The organism is Tenacibaculum sp. IB213877 (genome assembly GCF_034043975.1).
Lineage (GTDB): Bacteria > Bacteroidota > Bacteroidia > Flavobacteriales > Flavobacteriaceae > Polaribacter.
In genome coordinates this window covers 1-5,719 of the sequence record NZ_JAXCHH010000015.1, presented here as the reverse complement: position 1 = coordinate 5,719, position 5,719 = coordinate 1, and the positions used below count along the sequence as shown (strand labels likewise).

General features: G+C 45.1%; 2 tRNA genes and 3 rRNA genes. All 5 read right to left on the bottom strand.

Annotated features, from left to right (window positions below):
• Positions 1-7: 7 nt before the first annotated feature.
• Positions 8-116: ribosomal RNA gene (gene rrf, locus SLH33_RS12785) — 5S ribosomal RNA — on the bottom strand.
• A 99-nt stretch (positions 117-215) separates the two neighbouring features.
• Positions 216-3,008 (bottom strand): 23S ribosomal RNA (locus tag SLH33_RS12780).
• Positions 3,009-3,192: 184 nt separating this feature from the next.
• Positions 3,193-3,266 (bottom strand) — tRNA-Ala (locus SLH33_RS12775).
• Between the two features lie 86 nt (positions 3,267-3,352).
• A tRNA-Ile gene (locus tag SLH33_RS12770) sits at positions 3,353-3,426 on the bottom strand.
• A 75-nt stretch (positions 3,427-3,501) separates the two neighbouring features.
• Positions 3,502-5,024: ribosomal RNA gene (locus tag SLH33_RS12765) — 16S ribosomal RNA — on the bottom strand.
• The 16S, 23S and 5S rRNA genes sit together here with 2 tRNA genes alongside, the layout of an rRNA operon.
• Positions 5,025-5,719 lie beyond the last annotated feature (695 nt).

Sequence of the window (5,719 nt, the reverse complement as noted above, 5' to 3'; positions counted from 1 at the left end):
TTATAAAGAAAGGCGACGACCTACTCTCCCACCAGTGGCAGTACCATCGGCGCTATTGGGCTTAACTTCTCTGTTCGGAATGGTAAGAGGTGAGCCCCAATGCTATAATCACCTTAAGTTGTTTCAGTATATTTCAACTGTATATGTTAACATATTAGTAAAATAATATCCTAAATTATCAAAGAGTTGTCCTCCCCTCCGAAGAGGGGAAGTACGTACATAAGCCTATGGGTTATTAGTACTACTCAGCTACATACATTACTGCACTTACACTTATAGCCTATCAACGTTGTCATCTTCAACGACCCTTTAAAGAAATCTCATCTTGTGGTGGGTTTCGCGCTTATATGCTTTCAGCGCTTATCCCTTCCGAACGTAGCTACTCTGCAGTGCCCCTGGCGAGACAACAGATACACTAGAGGTTCGTCCAACTCGGTCCTCTCGTACTAAAGTCAGATCCACTCAAATTTCTAACGCCCACAGCAGATAGAGACCGAACTGTCTCACGACGTTCTGAACCCAGCTCGCGTGCCACTTTAATGGGCGAACAGCCCAACCCTTGGGACCTTCTCCAGCCCCAGGATGTGACGAGCCGACATCGAGGTGCCAAACCCCCCCGTCGATGTGAGCTCTTGGGGGAGATCAGCCTGTTATCCCCGGAGTACCTTTTATCCTTTGAGCGATGGCCCTTCCACACGGAACCACCGGATCACTATGCTCTACTTTCGTACCTGATCGACCTGTATGTCTCTCAGTCAAGCTCCCTTATGCCATTGCACTCTACGCACGGTTACCAAGCGTGCTGAGGGAACCTTTAGAAGCCTCCGTTACTCTTTTGGAGGCGACCACCCCAGTCAAACTACCCACCACGCACTGTTCTCATTACTGAGTTAGGCTCTAGATAAGCAAAGGGTGGTATTTCAAGGATGACTCCACAACGCCTAGCGACGCCGCTTCAAAGTCTCCCACCTATCCTACACATTACTTATCCAAAGTCAATACGAAGCTATAGTAAAGGTTCACGGGGTCTTTTCGTCCCGCTGCGGGTAATCGGCATCTTCACCGATACTACAATTTCACCGAGCTCATGGCTGAGACAGTATCCAGATCGTTGCACCATTCGTGCAGGTCGGAACTTACCCGACAAGGAATTTCGCTACCTTAGGACCGTTATAGTTACGGCCGCCGTTTACTGGGGCTTCATTTGATTGCTTCGCCGAAGCTAACAACTCCACTTAACCTTCCAGCACCGGGCAGGTGTCAGGCCTTATACATCATCTTTCAATTTAGCAAAGCCCTGTGTTTTTGATAAACAGTCGCCTGGATCTTTTCACTGCGGCCCATCCGAAAATGGGCGACCTTTCTCCCGAAGTTACAGGTCTATTTTGCCTAGTTCCTTAGCCATGAATCTCTCGAGCACCTTAGAATTCTCATCCCAACTACCTGTGTCGGTTTACGGTACGGGCTGCTTCACTCGCTTTTCTTGGAACCTCTTACTTGCTTTCGCTTCGACCGAAGTCTAAGCTCAGCGTACATTTCCGTCAGTACGCAAGCACCTGGGAGATCCGTCACTTTTAGTGTGAGCAGGTACTGGAATATTAACCAGTTGTCCATCGACTACCCCTTTCGGGTTCGCCTTAGGCCCCGACTAACCCTCAGCTGATTAGCATCGCTGAGGAAACCTTAGTCTTTCGGTGAGGGGGTTTCTCGCCCCCTTTATCGTTACTTATGCCTACATTTTCTTTTCTATACGTTCCAGCAAACCTCACAGTTCACCTTCAACACATATAGAATGCTCCCCTACCACTTTAATAAGTCCATAGCTTCGGTAGTATACTTATGCCCGATTATTATCCATGCTCGACCGCTCGACTAGTGAGCTGTTACGCACTCTTTAAATGAATGGCTGCTTCCAAGCCAACATCCTAGCTGTCTGGGCAGTCAAACCTCGTTTTTTCAACTTAGCATACATTTGGGGACCTTAGCTGATGGTCTGGGTTCTTTCCCTCTCGGACATGGACCTTAGCACCCATGCCCTCACTGCTGAGAAACATTTTATAGCATTCGGAGTTTGTCAGGAATTGGTAGGCGGTGAAGCCCCCGCATCCAATCAGTAGCTCTACCTCTATAAAACTTTTACTCAACGCTGCACCTAAATGCATTTCGGGGAGTACGAGCTATTTCCGAGTTTGATTGGCCTTTCACCCCTACCCACAGGTCATCCAAAGACTTTTCAACGTCAACTGGTTCGGTCCTCCACTGTGTGTTACCACAGCTTCAACCTGCCCATGGGTAGATCACTCGGTTTCGCGTCTACTACTACTAACTATAACGCCCTATTCAGACTCGCTTTCGCTTCGGCTCCGAACCTTAAATTCTTAACCTTGCTAGCAACAGTAACTCGTAGGCTCATTATGCAAAAGGCACGCCGTTACACAGTAAATGTGCTTCGACCGCTTGTAGGCGTACGGTTTCAGGTTCTCTTTCACTCCCTTACTTAGGGTTCTTTTCACCTTTCCCTCACGGTACTAGTTCACTATCGGTCTTTCAGGAGTATTTAGCCTTAGCGGATGGTCCCGCCAGATTCATACAGGATTACACGTGTCCCGCACTACTCAGGGTACTGCTATATCCTCTTCGATTACCTATACGAGACTATCACTCTCTCTGGTGTGTCTTTCCAAACACTTCTAGTTCTCTAAGATTCTAATGTCGCAGCCCTACAACCCCAATATTGCCGTAACAATATTGGTTTGGGCTAATCCGATTTCGCTCGCCACTACTCTCGGAATCACTATTGTTTTCTCTTCCTCCGGGTACTTAGATGTTTCAGTTCTCCGGGTTTGCCTCCTTACGGATACTATACCTTCAGTATAGTGGGTTGCCCCATTCGGATATCTACGGATCAATAGGTATGTGCCCCTCCCCGTAGCTTTTCGCAGCTTATCACGTCCTTCATCGCCTCTGAAAGCCTAGGCATCCTCCATACGCCCTTATTTAGCTTATTGTACTTTTTGCTGTAGATATAATCTACAACGAGCTCTTTATAATTCTTATAAAAATATTTTGTCAATCTTTACGATTAACTCTCTATCTTGATTCTTTACGATATCATTTTACCAATATGTCAATGAACGTGTGGCAAGTTGCCACTTACAAGTATTTAAACCAAGTGACAGACTTATAGCCTTGTGGAGAATATCGGAGTCGAACCGATGACCTCTTGCGTGCAAGGCAAGCGCTCTAGCCAGCTGAGCTAATCCCCCAATTGCAAATCCAAAATTATGAATTCAGAATTATGAATTGTGAATCCCAACCTCTAGAATTTCCTTCTCTAAAATCTTAAATATTGTAGTCTCGGGCAGACTCGAACTGCCGACCTCTACATTATCAGTGTAGCGCTCTAACCAGCTGAGCTACGAGACTATTAAGATCTTAGTCTTTTATTTAAAACTGACAGCAAAGAGTAAAATACCTCTTTCAAAACCTCTTCTTCTCTAGAAAGGAGGTGTTCCAGCCGCACCTTCCGGTACGGCTACCTTGTTACGACTTAGCCCTAGTTACTAGTTTTACCCTAGGCAGCTCCTTGCGGCAACCGACTTCAGGCACCCCCAGCTTCCATGGCTTGACGGGCGGTGTGTACAAGGCCCGGGAACGTATTCACCGGATCATGGCTGATATCCGATTACTAGCGATTCCAGCTTCACGGAGTCGAGTTGCAGACTCCGATCCGAACTGTGATATGGTTTATAGATTCGCTCCAACTCGCGTTGTGGCTGCTCATTGTCCATACCATTGTAGCACGTGTGTAGCCCAGGACGTAAGGGCCGTGATGATTTGACGTCATCCCCACCTTCCTCACGGTTTGCACCGGCAGTCTCGCTAGAGTCCTCAGCTTTACCTGCTAGCAACTAACGATAGGGGTTGCGCTCGTTATAGGACTTAACCTGACACCTCACGGCACGAGCTGACGACAACCATGCAGCACCTTGTAAGTAGTCCGAAGAAAAAGATATCTCTATCTTATGCAACTTACATTTAAGCCCTGGTAAGGTTCCTCGCGTATCATCGAATTAAACCACATGCTCCACCGCTTGTGCGGGCCCCCGTCAATTCCTTTGAGTTTCAATCTTGCGATCGTACTCCCCAGGTGGGACACTTATCACTTTCGCTTAGTCACTGAACTTAAAGCCCAACAACTAGTGTCCATCGTTTACGGCGTGGACTACCAGGGTATCTAATCCTGTTCGCTCCCCACGCTTTCGTCCATGAGCGTCAGTATATACGTAGTAGACTGCCTTCGCAATCGGTATTCTAAGTAATATCTATGCATTTCACCGCTACACTACTTATTCTATCTACTTCCGTACAACTCAAGTCAACCAGTATCAAAGGCAGTTCCATAGTTAAGCTATGGGATTTCACCTCTGACTTAATTGACCGCCTGCGGACCCTTTAAACCCAATGATTCCGGATAACGCTTGCACCCTCCGTATTACCGCGGCTGCTGGCACGGAGTTAGCCGGTGCTTATTCTTACGGTACCGTCAAATTACTACACGTAGTAACGTTTCTTCCCGTATAAAAGCAGTTTACAACCCATAGGGCAGTCTTCCTGCACGCGGCATGGCTGGATCAGGCTTGCGCCCATTGTCCAATATTCCTCACTGCTGCCTCCCGTAGGAGTCTGGTCCGTGTCTCAGTACCAGTGTGGGGGATAATCCTCTCAGACCCCCTACCTATCGTTGCCATGGTAAGCCGTTACCTTACCATCTAGCTAATAGGACGCATAGTCATCTTGTACCGATAAATCTTTAACTAAAAATCGATGCCAATTCTCAGTATTATGGAGTATTAATCTTCATTTCTAAAGGCTATCCTCCTGTACAAGGCAGATTCTATACGCGTTACGCACCCGTTCGCCGGTCGCCGTCAGATCGCAAGCAATCTACGCTGCCCCTCGACTTGCATGTGTTAAGCCTGCCGCTAGCGTTCATCCTGAGCCAGGATCAAACTCTTCATTGTATAATCTTTAATATTATATCAGAGTTCAAAAGAATTAAACTTGTAATCAAGCATGTATTCTACTCTCTTTTTACGCTGTCAATTTCAATATTTTCAATGAACTTCGTTAATCGTAATATTTGATACTCTTTCAACCAAAATCGTAATTAACTCTTATTTGTAGAAATTCTAGAATCGAACTAGATGTTTTCCCTAAATCAAAAACTCTCCAAGATTTCTGTGATCGTGTCGCCTTCTGAAAGCGGATGCAAAGATATAAACTCTTTTTATTCTGACAAAACTTTTTTTTAAGTTTTTTTGAATTTATTTTTACACCTAAATTTTAATGAACTGTCGCCTCAAAAACGGACTGCAAAGATACTAACTCTTTTTCTTATCAAACAAGAAAAAAATGAAATATTTTTTCCTCCTTTAAAACCTTATCTCTACCCTCTGTTAATGAACTTCTAAACGTTGCTGTGCCTGTGTTTCTGCGTTTGCGGGTGCAAATATACAACCTCTTTTGAATCCCACAAGACTTTTATTAATCTTTTTTGAAAATATCTCTTAAAGACCTTAAAATCAATTAGAAAAATTTTGAACTTTTTTGAAATTATTTTTGAACACTATTTTACAATTGCAAATAAGACGTATATAATAGTATGCAGACAAAGGTATTCCTGTTAGGGATAGTAGCAGCTGTTTGAGATCTTTTG